Genomic DNA, 17,680 nt, shown 5'->3' with positions numbered 1-17,680 from the left:
CATAAATAGACGATTGTGGGTTGTAAGGTTAAGTAAATAAGCGTATACGGTGGATGCCTTGGCAGTCAGAGGCGATGAAGGACGTACTAATCTGCGAAAAGCATCGATAAGCTGATTTGAAGCGTTATTAGTCGATGATATCCGAATGGGGAAACCTAATGTATATTTTATACATTATCGTTATTTAAATTCATAGAATAACGAAGCGAACCAGGAGAACTGAAACATCTAAGTAACCTGAGGAAAAGAAATCAACTGAGATTTTCTTAGTAGCGGCGAGCGAAAAGGAAATAGCCCAGAGACTTAATCAATTATTATATTAGTAAAAATGTCTGGAAAGTCATACGAAACAGGGTGATAGTCCCGTATATAAAAATATATTAATTGTGATCTCGAAGAGTAGAACGGGACACGTGGTATCTTGTTTGAAAATAGGGGGATCATCCTCTAAGGCTAAATACTACTGACTGACCGATAGTGAACTAGTACCGTGAGGGAAAGGTGAAAAGAACCCCGGTTAGGGGAGTGAAATAGAACCTGAAACCGTATACGTACAAGCAGTAGGAGCATTTGTTATTTTAAAAGTGTGACTGCGTACCTTTTGTATAATGGGTCAGCGAGTTATATTTTGTAGCAAGGTTAACTGTATAAGGGAGCCGTAGGGAAACCGAGTCTTAAAAGGGCGTTAAGTTGCAAGGTATAGACCCGAAACCCGGTGATCTAGCCATGAGCAGGTTGAAGGTTTGGTAATACTAACTGGAGGACCGAACCGACTAATGTTGAAAAATTAGCGGATGACTTGTGGTTAGGGGTGAAAGGCCAATCAAACCGGGAGATAGCTGGTTCTCCCCGAAAGCTATTTAGGTAGCGCCTCGTGTTATTCATATTCGGGGGTAGAGCTCTGTTTCGGTTAGGGAGTCATCCAGACTTACCAATCCGATGCAAACTTCAAATACCGAATAATGTTATCACGGGAGACACACAGCGGGTGCTAACGTCCGTTGTGGAGAGGGAAACAACCCAGATCGCTAGCTAAGGTCCCTAAGTTATAATTAAGTGGGAAACGATGTGGGAAGGCATAAACAGCCAGGATGTTGGCTTAGAAGCAGCCATCATTTAAAGAAAGCGTAATAGCTCACTGGTCTAGTCGTCCTGCGCGGAAGATGTAACGGGGCTAAATTATACACCGAAGCTGCGACAATAAATTTTATATTTATTGGGTAGGGGAGCGTTCTGTAAATCGTTGAAGATAAATTGTAAAATTTATTGAAGATATCAGAAGTGCGAATGCTGACATGAGTAACGATAAAATAGGTGAAAAACCTATTCGCCGAAAGACTAAGGGTTCCTGTCCAACGGTAATCGAGGCAGGGTAAGTCGACACCTAAGATGAGGCTGAAAAGCGTAGTCGATGGAAAACAGGTTAATATTCCTGTACTCAATGTTATTGCGAAGGGGGGACGAAGAAGGTTAGGTTATCCAAGTGATGGTTGTCTTGGTTTAAACGTTTAGATGGATTATCTAGGAAAATCCGGATAATTAATAATAAAACATTAAGGCGTAATGACGAAATACTTTATTGTATTGAAGTAATTGATACCATACTTACAAGAAAATCCTCTAAGCTCTAGATAACATAGAATCGTACTCTAAACCGACACAGGTGGTCAGGTAGAGAATACTAAGGCGCTTGAGAGAACTCGGGTGAAGGAACTAGGCAAAATAGTGCCGTAACCTCGGAAGAAGGCACACTGGCATGTAAGTAAAAAAATTTACTTTTGGAGCTGAAGCCAGTCTAAGATAACAGCTGACTGCAACTGTTTATTAAAAACACAGCACTGTGCAAACACGAAAGTGGAAGTATACGGTGTGACGCCTGCCCGGTGCCGGAAGGTTAATTGATGAAGTTATCGTTTTTTACGAAAAGCTTTTGATCGAAGCCCCGGTAAACGGCGGCCGTAACTATAACGGTCCTAAGGTAGCGAAATTCCTTGTCGGGTAAGTTCCGACCTGCACGAATGGCGTAATGATGGTCAGACTGTCTCCACCCGAGACTCAGTGAAATTGAAATTGCTGTGAAGATGCAGTATACCCGCGGCAAGACGGAAAGACCCCGTGAACCTTTACTATAGCTTGATACTGAATATTGAATATTAATGTGTAGGATAGGTGGGAGACTATGAAATATTAACGCCAGTTAGTATTGAGTCAACCTTGAAATACCACCCTTTAACATTTACTATTCTAACCTAGATCCGTTATCCGGATCAGGAACAGTGTCTGGTGGGTAGTTTGACTGGGGCGGTCTCCTCCTAAAGAGTAACGGAGGAGCACTAAGGTCAGCTAATCACGGTCGGAAATCGTGAGGTTAGTGCAAAGGCATAAGCTGGCTTAACTGTAAGAGTGACGGCTCGAACAGATGCGAAAGCAGGTCTTAGTGATCCGGTGGTTCTATATGACAAGGCCATCGCTCAACGGATAAAAGGTACTCCGGGGATAACAGGCTAATACCGCCCAAGAGTTCATATCGACGGCGGTGTTTGGCACCTCGATGTCGGCTCATCACATCCTGGGGCTGAAGTAGGTCCCAAGGGTATGGCTGTTCGCCATTTAAAGTGGTACGCGAGCTGGGTTTAGAACGTCGTGAGACAGTTCGGTCCCTATCTGTCGTGGGCGTTGGAAGATTGAAAGGAGTTGCTCCTAGTACGAGAGGACCGGAGTGAACGCATCTCTGGTGTTCGGGTTATCATGCCAATGGTATTGCCCGGTAGCTAAATGCGGACAAGATAAGTGCTGAAAGCATCTAAGCGCGAAACTTACCTTAAGATTATTCTTCCCTGGATATATTTATTATTTATGTATATCCCTAAAGGGACGTTAGAGACTATAACGTTGATAGGCTGGATGTGTAAGCATAGTAATATGTTGAGCTAACCAGTACTAATAATCACCCGTGAGTCTTAACCTTACAACACCAGAATCGTTTAAATATTAAAACTATTTATATAATTAATTAAATTTTCATCCTGGTATATATAACGCAATGGTACCACCTGATTCCATTCCGAACTCAGAAGTGAAACATTGTAGTGCCAATGGTAGTGTGAGATTTACTCATGTGAGAGTAGGAAAATACCAGGATAAATTAATAAAAGTTTATAAAAGAAGATTCATGATAATTTATAAAAATTCTTTAAAACATTTTAATAGTTTTGGAATAGATGTTCATGCTTCTAAAATTATTAAAATAAAAAATATTAACGAATTATATTATTTATGGAAAGAAAATAATTAAAAATAATAGACATAAAACAAATGCCGGCTTAGCTCAAACGGTAGAGCAACTGACTTGTAATCAGTAGGTTACCAGTTCAATTCCGGTAGCCGGCATTTGTTTTATGTCTAAAATATTAGATTAAATAATAATGGTGGGATACCCAAGTGGTTAACGGGAGCAGACTGTAAATCTGTCGTCATAGACTTCGAAGGTTCGAATCCTTCTCCCACCAAAAAATTTAATGCAGGCATCGTATAGTGGTATTATTTTAGCCTTCCAAGCTAATGATGCGGGTTCAATTCCCGCTGCCTGCTTAAAAAAAAATAGATTATTATATTTATTTTTAAGTTAGCTGGTATAGCTCAGTAGGTAGAGCACATCCTTGGTAAGGATGAGGTCCTCAGTTCAATTCTGGGTATCAGCAAAAATTTTAATTTATTTTTTTTGATTAAAAATAAATTTATTAGGTTTAATACCCAAATAAAGACAAATAGCGTAAATTATTTCTGATTTATTTAAAGTATAAAAATGAAAATGGTTTACTCCTTCATTTTTTAATCTTCTTATCATTTCTATAGCAATAAAACTTCCTAATAATTTACATGTACTATCATCTTGTGTATTTAAATTTTTAAACATATTATTTATATAATAAGGTATTTTAATGTTTGTTATTTTTATAAATTTTTTTAACTGTATAAAATTTGTAATAGGTAATATTCCTGGAATAATTTCTATATTTATTCCTTGAGATATACATCTATCACGAAATAAAAGATAAGTTTCTATGTCAAAAAAAAATTGTGTAATAGCTCTTGTAGCTCCTGCATCTACTTTTCTCTTTAAATTAATTAAATCTTCTTTAATATTTTGAGATTCTGGATGTAATTCAGGATATGCTGCTACTGAAATATTAAAATTTGCTATTTGTTTCAAAAAATAAACTAAATCAGAAGCATACATTAAAGAATTAATATTTGTATTAGATTTTATTTTATCTCCTCTTAAAGCAACTATATGTTTTATTCCATTTTTCCAATATTTTGTTGCTATATTATACAATTCATTATTCTTCGTATTTATACATGTTATATGAGGAGCTAGTTCTACATTAACATATTTTTGTATTTTTTTTACAATATTATATGTATTATTATAAAAATTATTAACATCTCTTCTATGTGTTGTTATAGAAATAAATTTTGGTTCTAATATTACTAAAGTTTTAATTATATTCCAAAATTTAGATTTTATTTCATAATTCAAAGGAGGAAAAATTTCAAATGATATATTAAATTTATTAAATGATTTATTAAAAAATTTATCTATATATTCTTTATTTTCTATACAAAAATATTTCATTTTTATAATTCCAAATTATATTTACATAAATAAAAAATTATAAAATATATAACTTATAATTTTTTATAAATTAAATATTTAATTTTAATCAATATTATATATAATATATAATTATATTATTTGTTATATTTAAAAATATACTTTATTATATATAAAATTTTTAAAAATCTTATTAGATATAATTTAATATTAATACATTAATCAAATTATAATAAGGTTATAATTAAATATATAAATAGTAAAGGATGATTAATGGTAGTTTTAAAACCAAAAAAAGATCCTACTTTAGAATGGTTTCTTACTTATTGTCATATTAATAAGTATTCAGCTAAAACTATTTTAATAAATAAAGGTGATGTAGCAAAAAAATTATATTTTATATTAAAGGGTAGTGTTGTAGTTTTAATTAAAAATAATAAAGGAAAAGAAATTATTCTTAGTTATTTAAATCAAGGTGATTTTGTAGGAGAATTAGGAATTTTTAATCATACTCATAAACGTACTGCATGGGTAAAATTAAAAACAGATTGTGAATTAGCAGAAATATCTTATAAAAATTTTTATAATTTAATAAAAATTAATAATGATATTATTATGAAAGTTTCTTCTCAAATAGCTCATAGATTGCAAATTACATCTAAAAAAGTGAGTAATTTAGCTTTTTTAGATGTAAGTAATAGGATTGTAAAAACATTATTAAATTTAGCTAGAAGTCCTGATGCTATTACTCATCCTAATGGTATGCAAATTAAAATTACTAGACAAGAAATTGGTAAAATAGTTGGTTGTTCAAGAGAAACAGTAGGACGTATATTTAAAATTCTTGAAAATCAAAATTTAATTTATGCACATGGAAAAACAATTGTTATTTATGGTACTCGTTAATATTTTATTTGTATAATCCTATAACATTATTAACTTTATTTAAAGTAATGTCTGCTTTTTTTCTAGCTTCACTAGATCCACTAATAATAATATTATTAAGTAATTCTTTGTTTTTTCTATATTTAAAATATTTTTTTCTAAATTTATTTAAAAATATACATAGATGTTCTATAATAGATTTCTTTAAATTATTATAAGTTTTTCCTTTAAATTCTATTTCTAAATTTTGAATTGAATTATTAGTAATATTAGACATTATACTAAGTAAATTAGAAATACCTGGTTTATTAATTTTATCATATATAATATTAGGAGGAATATCAGAATCAGTAACAGCATTTTGAATTTTTTTTGTAATTACATCATTATTATCAAATAAACTAATAATATTATTAGAATTAGAATCAGATTTAGACATTTTTTTAAGAGGATTTAATAATGACATTATAGATGATCCTTGATCATTAATAATTTTTTCTGGTATTGTAAAGATTTTTCCATAAGTAGAATTAAATCTTTTAGCTATATTTCTAACCATTTCAATATGTTGTATTTGATCTTTTCCAACTGGAATTTTTTCTGATTGATATAATAAAATATCAGCTGCCATTAATACAGGATAATTAAATAATCCAATATTTATATTTTTATTTTTAAATAATAACATTTTTTCTTTAAATTGGATCATTCTTTTTAATTCACCAAAATAAGTAAAACAATTTAATATCCAACTTAATTGTGTATGTTGAGGCACATGAGACTGTATAAAAATAATATTTTTATTAGGATTAATACCACATGCTAAAAAAACAGCTAATGTATTTAATACATTTTTATTTAAAAGATTAGGTTTTTGATATATAGTTAAAGAATGAAGATCTGCAATACAATAAATACAAAAAAATTTTTTTTGAATTATTTTCCATTGTTTTAATGCACCTATATAATTACCTATGGTAAGATTACCTGTTGGTTGAATAGCACTGAATACTATTGGTTTAATTAACATATTATAAATTTTATTTAAAAGTTAAAAGGAAATTAAAATAATAATTTTTATTATTTATATTTTATTTGTTTTAATTCTGTTTTAATTTGTTTAATGATTTCTTTATAAGATAATATATTGTTAAATATAGTTGAACCTAATACTAATATATTAGCTCCAGAATTTGCTATTTGATTTATATTTTTTATATTTATTCCTCCATCAATTGATAATAATATGTTTTTTTTATTTTTATTAATTATTTTTCTTACTTGAATAATTTTACTTAAAATATTTGGAATAAATTTTTGTCCTGCAAATCCAGGATTTACTGACATAATTAATATTAAATCTAATTTATCTATTATATAATCTAAATAATTTAATGAAGTAGATGGATTAAAAGCTAATCCTGCTTTACAACCATATTTTTTTATTAAAGAAATACTACGATCAATATGATTGGAACATTCCGGGTGAAAAGTAATATAATTTGCTCCAGCTTTAGCACAAGAAATAATTAAATTATCTACTGGTTTTGTCATTAAATGTACATCAAAAAGATCTTTAATTCCATATTCTCTTAATGATTTTAATACTAATGGTCCTATAGTTAAATTAGGAACATAATGATTATCCATAATATCAAAATGTATTATATCTACTCCAGCTATAATAACATCATTAATTTCTTTTCCTAAATAAGAAAAATTAGCTGATAAAATAGATGCAGCAAGTAAATATTTATTCATTTTTGTATTTTTTATAAAAAATAATAATTATGTGTATTAAATCAAATTAAATTATTTAATTGTCTAATTGAATCAGATATAATATTTTCTGTAATATTATTATTTATTATAACTTTACCTATTTTTACAGGAATAATTAAATGAATTTTATTATTATGAACTTTTTTATCTAAAAACATATATTTTAAATATTTTTTTGTGTTCATAAATTTAGGATTTTGAACTGGCAAATTACATCTTTTTAATAAATTTATTATTCTTATAGTATCATTATTACTGAATAAATTCAATTTTTCTGATGTTATACATGACATAATTATGCCAACTGATATTGCTTCTCCATGTAACCATTTTCCATTATAATTTGTTTCTGATTCAATTGCATGTCCATAAGTATGTCCTAAATTTAATAATACTCTTGTATTTTTTTCATTTTCATCTTTACAAACAATTTTTGATTTAAATTTACAACATTTATAAATACAATATTTTATAGATTTTTGATCTAAATTAAATAATTTATCAATATTTTTTTCTAACCAAGAAAAGAAAATATTATCAAAAATAATACTATATTTAATAACTTCTGCCATACCAGAAGAAAATTCTCTTTTAGATAATGTATCTAAATAATTTAAATTTATCATAACAGCATTAGGTTGATAAAAACTACCTATCATATTTTTGCCTAAATCATGATTAACAGCAGTTTTACCACCTATAGAAGCATCTACTTGAGATAATAAAGTAGTAGGAATTTGTATTAATTTAACTCCTCTTTGATAACTAGATGCTGCAAAACCAGTTATATCACCAATTACACCACCTCCTAGAGAAATTAATGTAGTATCTCTACTATGTAATTTTTTTAATAAAGATGAATAAATAATATTCATTGTTATTAATGTTTTATATTTTTCACCATCTGGTAAAATAATATAATCTAATTTTATACCAATATATTGTAAAATATCAGATAATTTTTTAAAATAAAGAGTAAATATTTTTTGATTAGTAACTATCATAGCTTGATCACCATGTTTAAAATTACTAAATAAATATGGTGTTTTAAATAAATCAAAACCTATATTAATAGGATAATTATGTTTTTTTGTTTTTACTAAAATAGTTTTTACCATACTAATTCCTTAAAATATTTATATGAATATTAATTTTTTTCTAATAGATTGATAAGTTGATTAGCAACAATTTTAGCATTTTGTTTATCTGTTTTAATAATAATATCAGCTATTTCTTTATATAAAGGATTTCTTTTTTTAGCTAAATTTTGTAAAATTTCTATTACTGGTTTATCTTTATTTTTTAATAAAGGACGCTTTTTATCTCTTTGAGTCCGAATTAATTGTTTTTCTATAGTGGTTTTTAAATAAACAACTATTCCTCTAGATGATAAATATTTACGTGTTTCTTTAGATATTATAGAACCTCCTCCCGTAGCTAAAATAATTCCTTTTTTTATAGTAATTTCATTAATAATTTTTTTTTCACGTTTTCTAAATCCTGCTTCTCCTTCTACATCAAAAACCCAATTTATATCAGCTCCAGTACGACGTTCAATTTCTTCGTCAGAATCAAAAAATTCCATATTTAATTGATTTGCTAATTGACGTCCAATTGTACTTTTCCCTGCTCCCATAGGACCTATCAAAAATATATTTCTTTTTTCCGCCATTTTCTCAATATTACTAATTTAAATTATTGTTAATAAAAATTTTTTGATATTAAATATAATTAATAAAATTTTAATATTATTTTTATTATTTTAAAATATTTAATTTTATTAAATTTAATAATATAAAACTATAATCATAAATTTATTTTTTTTCAATAGTAAATAATTTATTTAAATTATTAAAAAAATAATATTTTAATTATTATTTTATTTTTTAAAAAAATATATTTTTATATTTAATATTTTAAACAAATTATTTTATATAAAATATATATTTAATTAAAATTTAATTAAATTAAATAAATAATGTAATATTAATTACATATTTAATAATAATGTAAATAACAAATGAAATTTAAAAAAATTTTTTCTAAAAAAAATTGTTTATTAGCAATAATAATTTTTACTTGTATTTATTTATATTTTTTTTTAAATCAAATTATAAATAATTTACCTGATGTAAGAAAAATAAAAAATATACAATTACGATCTCCTGTTAAAATTTTTTATAATAATCAGAAATTATCAATACAATTTAATATACATGAGTATCATCCTATTACAATAAAAAATTTTCCTAAAAAACTTATACAAACTTTTCTTATTGTAGAAGATAGTAATTTTTATATTCATCATGGATTTGATTTAAAAGGAATTATTAGAGCTATAAGTAATATGATTATATCAGGACATATATCACAAGGAGCTAGTACTATAACTCAACAATTAGCACGTAATTTTTTTCTAAGCTCAGAAAAAAATATTATAAGAAAAATAAAAGAAATATTATTAGCTATAAAAATAGAAAATTTTTTTTCTAAAAAAGAAATTCTTGAATTGTATTTAAATAAAATTTGTTTAGGAGAAAATTGTTATGGAGTATCTGAAGCAGCTAAAAAATATTTTAATAAAACATTAAATCAATTAACATTAAGTGAAACAGCTATTTTAGCAGGATTACCTAAAAATCCATTTATTTATAATCCTATAAAATCTATAAAAAAAACAAAAAAAAGAAGAGATATAATTTTAAAAAGAATGTTATATAAAAATATAATTTCAAAAAAAGAATATAATATAGCTAAAAAAACTATTATTTTAAATAATTCTCATTATAAATTAATACATATCAAAGATAATTAAATTAATTTAATTAAAAATAATTTTGTAAAAAAATATTTTAAAAATTATATTTTTTATATAATTATGAAATATAATTTACAAAAAATTATAAATAAATTTATCAAAAATAATATTGATTTATATAATACTTCATATAAATTTCATAATTTATTTATATTTTTTTGTAAAAAATATGTACAATAAAAAATATAATTTAAAAATTTATATTTATATTAATTAAAAATAATTTATATTCTAAAATAATTATTTTTTATAGATAAGTTATCTAAATATTATTTAGATCTTATCTATAAAAAAATATTTTATATCTTTTCATTAGATAAAAAATAATTAATTCTATTTATAAATATATTAGGATTATCTAATGTTCCTTTTTCTGCTAAAATAGCTTCTTCTAATAATAAATTAATAAATTCTGAAAAATATTTTTCATCTTTTATCTTCATTGCTTTTTTAATTAAAACATGAGTTGGATTTAATTCAAAATTATATTTTATTTCTGGAGTTTGTTGTCCTGCAGCAGCAAATAATTTAGCCATTTGCGTACTCATTTCATTTGTATCTGTAGTAACAATAGCAGGAATATTAACTAAACGATTTGTATAGTATATTTTTTTAACTTTATTTCCTAATAAATTTTCAATTTTTTTTATAAAATAATCTAATTCTTTTATATTTTTATTATTATCTATATTATCTTCTTTTTGAAGAAAATCATTTAATGAATCATCTTTTTTACTAATTAATTGAAGTGGTTTTCCTTTAAAATCAGTTATATAACTCATCATCCATTCATCAATATGATCGGTTAATAAAAGTACTTCAATTTTTTTATTAATAAAAAATTCTAAATGTGGACTACTTTTTGCTGAAAGATAATTATCTGCTGTTAAAAAATATATTTTATTTTGTCCTTTAATCATTCTATTTATATATGTTTCTAATGATATATTTTGTATAGAATTATTATTATAAGTTGAAGCAAAACGTAATAATTCAATAATTTTATCTTTATTATTTAAATCTTCTGCAGGACCTTCTTTTAATATTAATCCAAATTTTTTCCATAAATCATTATATACATCTTCTTTTTTTGAAAGATTTATTAACATATTTAATACTTTTCTAGTTAACATATTTTTCATGTTATGAATAATATTATTATCTTGTAAAATTTCTCTTGAAATATTTAAAGGTAAATCATTAGAATCTACTAATCCTTTAATAAATCTTAAATATTTAGGTAAAAGTTGTTCAGCATCATCCATAATAAAAACTCTTTGTACATATAATTTAATTCCACTTTTATAATCACGATTTCTTACATCCCATGGAACATTAGAAGGAATATATAATAAACTAGTATATTCTTGTTTTCCTTCAACATGATTATGACTCCATGTTATAGGATCAGTTGTATCATGAGTTAATTGTTTATAAAATTCTTTATATTCAGAATCACTAATCTCTGATTTATTACGTAACCATATTGCTTGAGCTTTATTAATTTGTTCCCAAACATATTGTTTAGTTTTTTCATTATATGTTTGTATTTCTATTGGTAAAGATATATGCTCAGAATATTTACTAATAATATTTTTAATACGCCATACATCAAGAAATTCATTATTATTATCACGTATATGTAAAGTAATTTCAGTTCCTCGAAATTTTTTATAAATATTTGTAATAGTATAATTATTTTCTCCAGTAGATTCCCAGAAAACACCTTTATCATGTGGTATTCCTGCTGCTCTAGTTTTTACTGATACTTTATTTGCAACAATAAAAGAAGAATAAAATCCAACACCGAATTGTCCTATAAATTGAGTAGTTTGTTTATTATTTTCTAATTTTTTAGAGGAAATATTTAAAGATTCTATAAAAGATTTTGTTCCTGATTTAGCAATTGTACCTAAATTTTCAATTACTTCATCACGAGTCATACCAATTCCATTATCGTTAATAATAATTAATTTTTCTTTTTTATCTATAGAAATTTGTACTTTTAATTGATTGTCATTTTCATATAATTTTATATTAGATAAAGCTTTAAATCTTAATTTATCTGCTGCATCAGAAGCATTTGATATCAATTCTCGTAAAAAAATTTCTTTATTAGAATAAAGAGAATTTATCATTAAATGTAAAAGTTGTTTTACTTCAGATTCAAAATTACGAGTTTCTTGTACTTTCATTATATTAGTTTCCTTATAAATAAAAACTTTTTTTATATTATTAATATATTAATTTTATTTGTATATACAACTAAATATTTTTTATATAAAAATAATATTTTATTATATATTAAATTAATAATATATTTTTAAAATTTGTTTTTAGATCTAATTTATTAGAAATAAATTATTTAAAAATATAAAAAATCATTAAGATTATTTATCTAATTATGATTTAAATTATTTATTTATTGAATTAAAATAAAATATTAACTTAAGTATAATTACTTCAAATCCAATTCTATTATTAGGATTAAAATTTAAATTTTTTCTACCAGAAATAAATGTTTTATACATAAATTTTATTTCTTTTAAAGAAAATTGTTTTAAAATAATATTAAAATATTTTTTATTATTTTTATAAAAATTATTTAATTCATATTTATTATGAATATTATCTACAAAATTAATAATTTTAATTTTTAGTAATTCATGTAATAAAAATAATATTTCTATAATAATATTATCCCAATTAATGTTAAAAGATGCAATCTGATCAATAATTTCAAATGTAAAATTAATATTTTTATTTTTTAAATTTTGGATTAATATAAATAAATATTTTTTTTCAATTAAACCTAACATTAAATAACAATTTTTAATTGTTAATTTTCCCATAGAAATTAATTGATCTGTTAAACTTAAAGCATCTCGCATACTTCCATTTGCCGTATTTGATAATACTTCTAAAATTTTTTCATCATAATTTAATTTTTCTATATATAAAATATTTTTTAATTTTTGAGATATTTCTTTATTTGTTATTAACCTAAGATGAAATTGTAAACATCGTGAAGTAATAGTAATTGGTATTTTTTGTAATTCTGTAGTTGCAAATATAAATTTTACATGATTAGGAGGTTCTTCTAATATTTTTAATAAAGCATTAAAACTATGTTTTGATAACATATGAAATTCATCAAATATATATATTTTATAACGACCTCTTATAGGTTTATATTGAATATTATCTATTATATCCCTAATTTCTTCTACTTTTGTTTTAGATGCAGAATCTAATTCTATTAAATCTAAAAAAGAATTATTTTTTATATCTTTACAATTTTCACATAATCCACATGGATTAGCTGTAATATCTTTTAAACAACTTAAACCCATAGAAAATATTCTAGCTATAGTTGTTTTTCCAACACCTCTACTACCAGAAAATATCCATGCAGGATGAATTTTTTTTGTAGATAAACTATATTGAATAGCTTTAACTATATGATTTTGTCCTATAACATCACAAAATTTTTGAGGTCGCCATTTTCTTGCTAATACATAATAATTCATTTAATTAAAATTTAAATATTTTATTTAGGAATAAAATTGAATAACGTAACTATTTTTACACATATTATTTTTGTTACGGATGCTTCTTTCCAGACCTGACCGGGTTCACAAATATAATATTGTTTAATAGTTACGTTATTATATAATAGAGTATTTTAAAATAAAAATAATATTTAGTCAATAAAAGTTATTTTGAAAAATTAATAATTTGAATATTTTTTTTTATTATTACTTTTTCATGGAATTTAAAATATACTTCATGATTACCTAATATTTTTAATGTTCCTTTTGGTAAAATTATTTCTTTTTTTAAAATATCATATCCCATATTTTTAATTTCTTTAAAAATATTATTTCTTCCAACTGAACCAAATAATTTTCCTTCCTTACTTGATCTAGATTTAATTATAATTTTATCTATTATTTTTGTAAAATTTTTTGATCTTAATGTTGCTTTATTAAAAATTTCTAATAATTCTGATTTTAATTTAGTAATTTGTTTTTTTAATAAATTAATATTTTCTTTTGTAGCTGGAATACCTTTATTTTTTGGAATTAAAAAGTTTCTTGCATATCCAGATTTAACATTAACAATTTCAGATTTTTTTCCTAATCCTATAATTTGATCTAATAAAATTATTTCCATAATATACCTCAATATATAATAAATAATACCAACGGTAATAGTAAATTACATAATATTTATTAAATATTTAGTTATTTATGATGATCTGTATAAGGTATTAGTGATAAATATCTTGCTAATTTTATTGCTCTAGTTAATTGTCGCTGATATCTAGCTTTAGTACCAGTTATTCTACTAGGAACAATTTTACCACTTTCAGTAATAAAATTTTTTAATAAATTAATATCCTTATAATCAATTTCTTTAATACCTTCAGATGTAAAACGACAAAATTTACGACGACGAAAATAACGTACCATTATAATATTACTCCTAATATAAAAAATATTATTAAATCAAGTATAAAATTAATAATTTTAAAAAATAAAAATATAAATTATATAGTTTTAATGACATCATTACCTTTTTGTTCTATATGACGTTCATCCTTTAATTTTAAAATAGGAGATATACATTTAATTTCTTTTTTAGTTTTAATTACTATATATCTGATAATTGATTCATTAAGACGAAAATTTTTTTCTAAAATATTAATATAATTATTACTAATAATAATATTTATTAAAATATAATGTGCTTTATGTAATTTATTGATAGGATATGATAATTGTCTTCTTCCCCAATTTTCTAATCTAGAAATAATTCCTTTATTTTTAATAATAATATTTTTATAATGTTTTATAATATTATCAATTTTCTCACTTTCATCTGGATGTATAATTAGTATTATTTCATAATATTTCATATTCTGCTCCTTATGGATAGATAGTTTTTAAATAATATTTTAAAAACAAGGAACTAAATTTATTTAAAAATGATATAATTATTATATAATGTAATCTAATAAATAATTTAATTAAGTATTATATTAATGAAAAAAAATATTAATTGGAACTATTTTTTAAATAAAGAAAAACAAAAATTTTATTTCATAAATTTAATAAAGAAAATTAATACTGATATTATTTCTGGTAAAATTATTTATCCAAATAAAAAAAATATATTTTATGTTTTTAAGGTTACTAATTTTAAGAATTTAAAAGTAGTTATATTAGGTCAAGATCCTTACCATGAAAAAAATCAAGCTAATGGTTTAGCATTTTCAGTAATGCCTAATATTAAAATTCCTGCTTCATTAAAAAATATTTATAAAGCATTAAAATTTGATATTCCAAATTTTAAAATTCCAAAACATGGATATTTATTAAATTGGTCTAAACAAGGTGTTATGTTATTAAATACAGTATTAACAGTAGAAAAAGGATTAGCTAATTCTCATAGTAATATTGGATGGGAAAAATTTACAAATAATATAATTAAATTTATTAATAATAATTTTAAAAATATAGTATTTTTACTATGGGGAAACAATGCAAAAAAAAAAATACAATTTATTAATAAAAAAAAACATTATATTTTAACTACATCACATCCTTCACCTTTTTCTGTAAATAAAGGTTTTTTATATTGTAGACATTTTTCTAAAACAAATAAATATCTTATTTATCATAAATATGATCCTATAAATTGGCATTTAAATTTAATATAAATAAAACTACTATTTAACTAATTTTGATTATACTTTCTTTCCATAATTTTAAAAATTGTTTTTTATATATTTTAGCTATTTTTTTAGAATCATAAATTATAATTATATTTTCTGCATTACGTTTTATTGCATTAGATGAATAATTTAAAGAACCAGTTTCAACTGTAGATTTATCTATAATAATAAATTTATTATGCATAATATAATAATGATTATTCATTCTAATATGAATATTATTAGTTTTATTTTTTAAAAAATTTATTGCAGTATAACGATGAATATTATTTTTAGCATCAACAATTATATAAATTTTTATCCCTTTATTACTTGCTCTTAATAATGCTAAGGCTAAAGGTTTATTCGTAAATGTATAGGCAGCTATTAATATTTCATTTTTAGCATGATTAATAAGATTAATTATTAATGGTAATGTTTTTTTATTTGGAGTAAATAATACATCAATATGAGTTGCATTAGCTAAATTAATTTTTAAAAAAACAAAAATTAGTAAAATTATAATTTTTTTTATATTCATTTTATAGTATTTTATAATATTTTAAATTAAATAATTATTTATAATACATTATATTTACAAATAAATATTTAATATCATTATATATAAGTAATAGGTAATGGTAATTAGTAAAATTATAAGGTTGATTAATAATGAAAGATGTAGGATTTATTGGTTGGAGAGGTATTGTTGGATCAGTTTTATTGGAAAGAATGATAAAAGAAAAAGATTTTAATTCTATTAATGCAATATTTTTTACTACTTCACAATGTGGAGAATTAATTCCTTTTGATATTCAAAATAAATGTAAAATTTTACAAGATGCTTATAATATTGAAATATTATCATCTTTAGATATAATTATCTCATGTCAAGGTAGTAAATATACAAGTAAAATATATTCTAAATTACGTTTAATTGGTTGGAATGGTTATTGGATAGATGCTTCATCTTATTTAAGATCCTTTACAAATTCTGTAATTGTATTAGATCCTATAAATTTAAATTTTATTAAAAAAAAAATAGATATGGGTATAAAAACTTTTGTAGGAGGTAATTGTACTGTTAGTTTAATGTTAATGTCATTAGGAGGATTATTCAAAGATAATTTAATTGAATGGTTATCTGTTTCAACCTATCAAGCTGCATCAGGAGCAGGATCAAATTTTATGAAAGAACTTTTATTACAAATGAAATTTATATCTAAAATATCAAATTTTATAAATAATTCCACAAATATTTTAGATATTGAAAAAAACATTTCTAAAAATATCATAAAAAATGATTTTCCAAAAAAATATTTTTCTGTTCCATTAGCCGGAAGTTTAATTCCATGGATAGATAAAAAAATTAATAATGGACAAACAAAAGAAGAATGGAAAGGTCAATTTGAAACTAATAAAATTTTAAATACAAAAAATATTATTCCTATAGATGGAACTTGTGTACGTATAGGAACTTTAAGATCACATAGTCAATCTTTTACTATAAAACTTAAACAACAATTATCATTAAATAATATGAAAGATATTATACAATCTCATAATAAATGGGTTAAAGTTATACCTAATGATATGAGTCATACTATAAATAATTTAACTCCAGCAGCAGTAAGTGGTAAATTAAGTATTCCTATTGGAAGAATTAAAAAACTTAATATAGATAAAAATTGTTTTTCAGCATTTTCTGTAGGTGATCAATTACTTTGGGGTGCAGCTGAACCATTAAGAAGAATGTTAAAATTATTACTCAATTATTAATTTTTTTCATAATTAATTTTTATTGATAAAATTAATTAAAATAAAAAAATATTTTTTTTATATATTCACTAAATTTTAA

16 protein-coding genes, 4 tRNA genes, 2 rRNA genes and 1 other RNA gene are annotated in these 17,680 nt (G+C 23.3%); 11 read left to right on the top strand and 12 right to left on the bottom strand.

The genetic code is table 11. The features are described from left to right. The first annotated feature begins 26 nt into the window (after window positions 1–26). The 7 genes from GJT84_RS01910 to GJT84_RS01885 all read left to right on the top strand — a co-directional run bounded on the left by GJT84_RS01910 (window position 27) and on the right by GJT84_RS01885 (window position 3,701). A 23S ribosomal RNA gene (locus tag GJT84_RS01910) occupies window positions 27–2,968 on the top strand. 57 nt (window positions 2,969–3,025) lie between these two features. After that, window positions 3,026–3,141: ribosomal RNA gene (gene rrf, locus GJT84_RS01905) — 5S ribosomal RNA — on the top strand. Window positions 3,142–3,172: 31 nt separating this feature from the next. Beyond that, on the top strand, window positions 3,173–3,295 hold the full coding sequence (locus GJT84_RS02500; protein ID WP_281348987.1) for a hypothetical protein: 123 nt from the start codon (window positions 3,173–3,175) through the stop codon (window positions 3,293–3,295). 22 nt (window positions 3,296–3,317) lie between these two features. Then, window positions 3,318–3,390: transfer RNA gene (locus tag GJT84_RS01900), tRNA-Thr, on the top strand. 37 nt (window positions 3,391–3,427) lie between these two features. After that, window positions 3,428–3,509 (top strand) — tRNA-Tyr (locus GJT84_RS01895). An 11-nt stretch (window positions 3,510–3,520) separates the two neighbouring features. Next, window positions 3,521–3,591, top strand: a tRNA-Gly gene (locus GJT84_RS01890). A gap of 37 nt (window positions 3,592–3,628) precedes the next feature. Then, window positions 3,629–3,701: transfer RNA gene (locus tag GJT84_RS01885), tRNA-Thr, on the top strand. Window positions 3,702–3,712: 11 nt separating this feature from the next. Here the strand turns inward: GJT84_RS01885 and metF are convergent. Continuing rightward, window positions 3,713–4,639, bottom strand: coding sequence for a methylenetetrahydrofolate reductase (gene metF / locus GJT84_RS01880; RefSeq protein WP_168867242.1), 927 nt, complete (start codon window positions 4,637–4,639; stop codon window positions 3,713–3,715). A 252-nt stretch (window positions 4,640–4,891) separates the two neighbouring features. On the opposite strand from metF, the gene crp reads away from it, so the two are divergent. Beyond that, the gene (crp, locus tag GJT84_RS01875; protein WP_168867241.1) at window positions 4,892–5,524 is read left to right on the top strand and encodes a cAMP-activated global transcriptional regulator CRP; all 633 of its coding nucleotides are present in this window, start codon (window positions 4,892–4,894) and stop codon (window positions 5,522–5,524) included. 4 nt (window positions 5,525–5,528) lie between these two features. On the opposite strand, the gene trpS is transcribed toward crp, so the two are convergent. Genes trpS through aroK form a run of 4 tightly spaced genes read right to left on the bottom strand, consistent with a single transcriptional unit; the run spans window position 5,529 to window position 8,957 of the window. Next, complete coding sequence (gene trpS / locus GJT84_RS01870; protein ID WP_168867240.1) at window positions 5,529–6,533, bottom strand: tryptophan--tRNA ligase; 1,005 nt, start codon at window positions 6,531–6,533, stop codon at window positions 5,529–5,531. Window positions 6,534–6,583: 50 nt separating this feature from the next. Then, the gene (gene rpe / locus GJT84_RS01865) at window positions 6,584–7,264 is read right to left on the bottom strand and encodes a ribulose-phosphate 3-epimerase (protein ID WP_168867239.1); all 681 of its coding nucleotides are present in this window, start codon (window positions 7,262–7,264) and stop codon (window positions 6,584–6,586) included. Window positions 7,265–7,305: 41 nt separating this feature from the next. Next, window positions 7,306–8,403: a 3-dehydroquinate synthase gene (aroB, locus tag GJT84_RS01860; RefSeq protein ID WP_168867238.1), complete on the bottom strand. Its 1,098-nt coding sequence runs from the start codon at window positions 8,401–8,403 to the stop codon at window positions 7,306–7,308. A 29-nt stretch (window positions 8,404–8,432) separates the two neighbouring features. Further along, window positions 8,433–8,957, bottom strand: coding sequence for a shikimate kinase AroK (gene aroK / locus GJT84_RS01855; protein ID WP_168867237.1), 525 nt, complete (start codon window positions 8,955–8,957; stop codon window positions 8,433–8,435). A 348-nt stretch (window positions 8,958–9,305) separates the two neighbouring features. Between aroK and GJT84_RS01850 the strand changes: the two genes are divergently transcribed. Further along, window positions 9,306–10,100 (top strand): transglycosylase domain-containing protein, encoded by a 795-nt coding sequence (locus tag GJT84_RS01850; protein ID WP_168867236.1) that lies wholly within the window; start codon window positions 9,306–9,308, stop codon window positions 10,098–10,100. A 302-nt stretch (window positions 10,101–10,402) separates the two neighbouring features. On the opposite strand, the gene htpG is transcribed toward GJT84_RS01850, so the two are convergent. The 6 genes from htpG to rpsF all read right to left on the bottom strand — a co-directional run bounded on the left by htpG (window position 10,403) and on the right by rpsF (window position 15,024). Continuing rightward, window positions 10,403–12,298, bottom strand: coding sequence for a molecular chaperone HtpG (htpG, locus tag GJT84_RS01845; RefSeq protein ID WP_168867235.1), 1,896 nt, complete (start codon window positions 12,296–12,298; stop codon window positions 10,403–10,405). A gap of 219 nt (window positions 12,299–12,517) precedes the next feature. Next, on the bottom strand, window positions 12,518–13,633 hold the full coding sequence (dnaX, locus tag GJT84_RS01840; protein ID WP_168867234.1) for a DNA polymerase III subunit gamma/tau: 1,116 nt from the start codon (window positions 13,631–13,633) through the stop codon (window positions 12,518–12,520). 40 nt (window positions 13,634–13,673) lie between these two features. After that, an RNA gene (gene ffs, locus GJT84_RS01835) (signal recognition particle sRNA small type) lies at window positions 13,674–13,769 on the bottom strand. A gap of 51 nt (window positions 13,770–13,820) precedes the next feature. After that, window positions 13,821–14,279: a 50S ribosomal protein L9 gene (gene rplI / locus GJT84_RS01830; protein ID WP_168867233.1), complete on the bottom strand. Its 459-nt coding sequence runs from the start codon at window positions 14,277–14,279 to the stop codon at window positions 13,821–13,823. A gap of 71 nt (window positions 14,280–14,350) precedes the next feature. After that, the gene (rpsR, locus tag GJT84_RS01825; protein WP_168867232.1) at window positions 14,351–14,578 is read right to left on the bottom strand and encodes a 30S ribosomal protein S18; all 228 of its coding nucleotides are present in this window, start codon (window positions 14,576–14,578) and stop codon (window positions 14,351–14,353) included. Window positions 14,579–14,655: 77 nt separating this feature from the next. Next, a complete protein-coding gene (gene rpsF / locus GJT84_RS01820) occupies window positions 14,656–15,024 on the bottom strand; it encodes a 30S ribosomal protein S6 (protein ID WP_168867231.1) in 369 nt (122 codons plus the stop codon). A gap of 126 nt (window positions 15,025–15,150) precedes the next feature. Between rpsF and ung the strand changes: the two genes are divergently transcribed. After that, window positions 15,151–15,828, top strand: coding sequence for a uracil-DNA glycosylase (ung, locus tag GJT84_RS01815; RefSeq protein ID WP_168867230.1), 678 nt, complete (start codon window positions 15,151–15,153; stop codon window positions 15,826–15,828). 13 nt (window positions 15,829–15,841) lie between these two features. Here ung and GJT84_RS01810 read toward each other — a convergent pair whose 3' ends face one another. Next, window positions 15,842–16,363: a phospholipase D family nuclease gene (locus tag GJT84_RS01810; RefSeq protein WP_168867229.1), complete on the bottom strand. Its 522-nt coding sequence runs from the start codon at window positions 16,361–16,363 to the stop codon at window positions 15,842–15,844. 131 nt (window positions 16,364–16,494) lie between these two features. On the opposite strand from GJT84_RS01810, the gene asd reads away from it, so the two are divergent. Continuing rightward, window positions 16,495–17,601, top strand: coding sequence for an aspartate-semialdehyde dehydrogenase (gene asd / locus GJT84_RS01805; RefSeq protein WP_168867228.1), 1,107 nt, complete (start codon window positions 16,495–16,497; stop codon window positions 17,599–17,601). Window positions 17,602–17,680 lie beyond the last annotated feature (79 nt).

Source organism: Enterobacteriaceae endosymbiont of Plateumaris sericea (genome assembly GCF_012562605.1).
Lineage (GTDB): Bacteria > Pseudomonadota > Gammaproteobacteria > Enterobacterales > Enterobacteriaceae.
Note: the sequence above shows the minus strand (reverse complement) of the source record. Positions and strands in the feature narration are given on the sequence as shown.

Excerpts from the sequence above, each read along its gene's own strand:
- GJT84_RS02500 (WP_281348987.1), top strand. The coding sequence starts at position 3,173 with ATGATAATTTATAAAAATTCTTTAAAACATTTTAATAGTTTTGGAATA.
- metF (WP_168867242.1), bottom strand. The coding sequence starts at position 4,639 with ATGAAATATTTTTGTATAGAAAATAAAGAATATATAGATAAATTTTTT.
- crp (WP_168867241.1), top strand. The coding sequence starts at position 4,892 with ATGGTAGTTTTAAAACCAAAAAAAGATCCTACTTTAGAATGGTTTCTT.
- trpS (WP_168867240.1), bottom strand. The coding sequence starts at position 6,533 with ATGTTAATTAAACCAATAGTATTCAGTGCTATTCAACCAACAGGTAAT.
- rpe (WP_168867239.1), bottom strand. The coding sequence starts at position 7,264 with ATGAATAAATATTTACTTGCTGCATCTATTTTATCAGCTAATTTTTCT.
- aroB (WP_168867238.1), bottom strand. The coding sequence starts at position 8,403 with ATGGTAAAAACTATTTTAGTAAAAACAAAAAAACATAATTATCCTATT.
- aroK (WP_168867237.1), bottom strand. The coding sequence starts at position 8,957 with ATGGCGGAAAAAAGAAATATATTTTTGATAGGTCCTATGGGAGCAGGG.
- GJT84_RS01850 (WP_168867236.1), top strand. The coding sequence starts at position 9,306 with ATGAAATTTAAAAAAATTTTTTCTAAAAAAAATTGTTTATTAGCAATA.
- htpG (WP_168867235.1), bottom strand. The coding sequence starts at position 12,298 with ATGAAAGTACAAGAAACTCGTAATTTTGAATCTGAAGTAAAACAACTT.
- dnaX (WP_168867234.1), bottom strand. The coding sequence starts at position 13,633 with ATGAATTATTATGTATTAGCAAGAAAATGGCGACCTCAAAAATTTTGT.
- rplI (WP_168867233.1), bottom strand. The coding sequence starts at position 14,279 with ATGGAAATAATTTTATTAGATCAAATTATAGGATTAGGAAAAAAATCT.
- rpsR (WP_168867232.1), bottom strand. The coding sequence starts at position 14,578 with ATGGTACGTTATTTTCGTCGTCGTAAATTTTGTCGTTTTACATCTGAA.
- rpsF (WP_168867231.1), bottom strand. The coding sequence starts at position 15,024 with ATGAAATATTATGAAATAATACTAATTATACATCCAGATGAAAGTGAG.
- ung (WP_168867230.1), top strand. The coding sequence starts at position 15,151 with ATGAAAAAAAATATTAATTGGAACTATTTTTTAAATAAAGAAAAACAA.
- GJT84_RS01810 (WP_168867229.1), bottom strand. The coding sequence starts at position 16,363 with ATGAATATAAAAAAAATTATAATTTTACTAATTTTTGTTTTTTTAAAA.
- asd (WP_168867228.1), top strand. The coding sequence starts at position 16,495 with ATGAAAGATGTAGGATTTATTGGTTGGAGAGGTATTGTTGGATCAGTT.